Source organism: Bacillota bacterium, assembly GCA_040754675.1.
Classification (GTDB): domain Bacteria; phylum Bacillota; class Limnochordia; order Limnochordales; family Geochordaceae; genus Geochorda.
Window position 1 is genome coordinate 1 of sequence record JBFMCJ010000775.1, and the last position, 1,593, is coordinate 1,593.

Sequence of the window (1,593 nt, forward strand, 5' to 3'; positions counted from 1 at the left end):
CGAGGCCAAAGCCGGCCGGGAAGGGGTGGAGGCCTGCGCTCGCCGGTTGTTCTGGTTCCGGCCGGAAAGGCTGGCCCGGGGCGTCGCCTTCCTGGCTGAGTTGGAGCGCATGGCGGCAGCGGAAGGTCTGCCGGCAGATGGTCAAGCGGAGGCGGGTCCGAAGCACCCGGGTGTCTGAGACAGTGGGCGGCGTGGTGGTGCGTGCTCATGGCGGGTCGCTTCCCGGGGGAGCGGCCCCGCGCTGTTCATCGGCCTGCGCGGCCAGTTGCCCGGCGCCTGGCGAGGCGCTGGAGATGGGAATGGAGGTGGGAGCGGTGCCGCGTCTGGAGGATCTTGCTCGCGAGCGGGAAGAGGAGCCCGCCCGGGCGCGGGGGGAGTGGGTGGCTGAAGAGGTTGGTGCGATTGCCAAAAACAAGCGCGAGGCTATCGTGGTTCGCCTGGTCTCGCGCGATGGCCGCCGGTTTGTGGATGTGCGCGAGTTCTACTGGGCGCGCGACGCCGGAGAGTACCGGCCCAGCAAGCAGGGAGTTGCGCTGGACGTGAGCTTGTTGCCCGAACTGCTTGCCCTGCTGGAGGAGGCGGGGCGCAAGGCGGGTGCGTAGGCGGGGCAGTTAGGTGGGTGCGGGGCTGGGCGCAATAGGCTGGGCCTGGCCCCGCGGCTGTCTCTTGGGTCTGATATGCTCTGCGAGCCATGCATTTCTTTTTCTGGCCGGGTGGCGGTAGTCGGGAGTGCAGGAGGTGTGCACGGTGGAGCTTGTGCAGACCCCCGCAGGCTGGTGTGTGCGCAAAGGAACTGTTTTCCGTCTGGCGGTTGAGAAATACCGGAAGTACCGCTGGGCGGGATGGTTTGTGGGGTGGGACTGGCGTTATCGTTGCGGGTTCTGCGGCCGGAAGGGCATGACTGCGCGGGGCATATGCGAACATCTCATTGTTACGCACGGGGTGGGCGAGCGCGATGCTGTTTCCCTGCGCGACTCTGCGCCGCACGGCGCCCGCCTGGATGAGCGACTGGTCTACGCAGGAGGCATGAGGTTCTGGGTGGACTCGGATTCCTAACACCTAACGCTTGGTGGAGGTGCCGGGCCTGTGCTTGCGCAGGTTCGGCGTGCCTACATAGCGTCCTGAGGCCCGGTTTCGGTGCAAGTGGGGGATTCGCGGCGGTTGTTTCTCCTGTTCGGCTGGACGGGGAAGAGGGGAGCGAGGGGGGATTGATTTGGTGGCGTGTTGGTTGGCGCTCGCGGCGTGGTTTGTGGCCTGCGTCGTGCAGCAGTGCCACCCCTGGCTGTCGCGGCGTGCTGGTCGGTGCCGTCTCACCTATCCTCTGGTGTCGGGCGTGGCCTCGTGCCGCTGTAACCTGGGTGGGCGGTGGGGACTCCGGTGTGAGGGCGGGACGGTGTGGTGGGGCGCGTTGCTGTACGGAGCCATGCTGCCTGACGGCAGGGTGGTGCGTACGCTTGGGCCTTTCGTGGTTCGGTGCGGCTCTGACTACTGGACGGTAGCTTGCGCACACGCGGTATGGGTTGTTCCTCCTTTGCCTCGCCGGCGGGTGCAGTGGGTGGTCTGTTTTCTGGACTGGTGGACTGGTTGCCGTCC

At 66.9% G+C, this 1,593-nt stretch carries 3 protein-coding genes; all 3 read left to right on the top strand.

Annotated features, from left to right (window positions below; genetic code table 11):
• Positions 1-170: 170 nt before the first annotated feature.
• The gene (locus tag AB1609_23500; GenBank protein ID MEW6049400.1) at positions 171-602 is read left to right on the top strand and encodes a transcriptional coactivator p15/PC4 family protein; all 432 of its coding nucleotides are present in this window, start codon (positions 171-173) and stop codon (positions 600-602) included.
• 145 nt (positions 603-747) lie between these two features.
• The gene (locus AB1609_23505; GenBank protein ID MEW6049401.1) at positions 748-1,056 is read left to right on the top strand and encodes a hypothetical protein; all 309 of its coding nucleotides are present in this window, start codon (positions 748-750) and stop codon (positions 1,054-1,056) included.
• 160 nt (positions 1,057-1,216) lie between these two features.
• A partial coding sequence (locus AB1609_23510) for a hypothetical protein (protein ID MEW6049402.1) occupies positions 1,217-1,593 on the top strand: 377 nt, incomplete at its 3' end.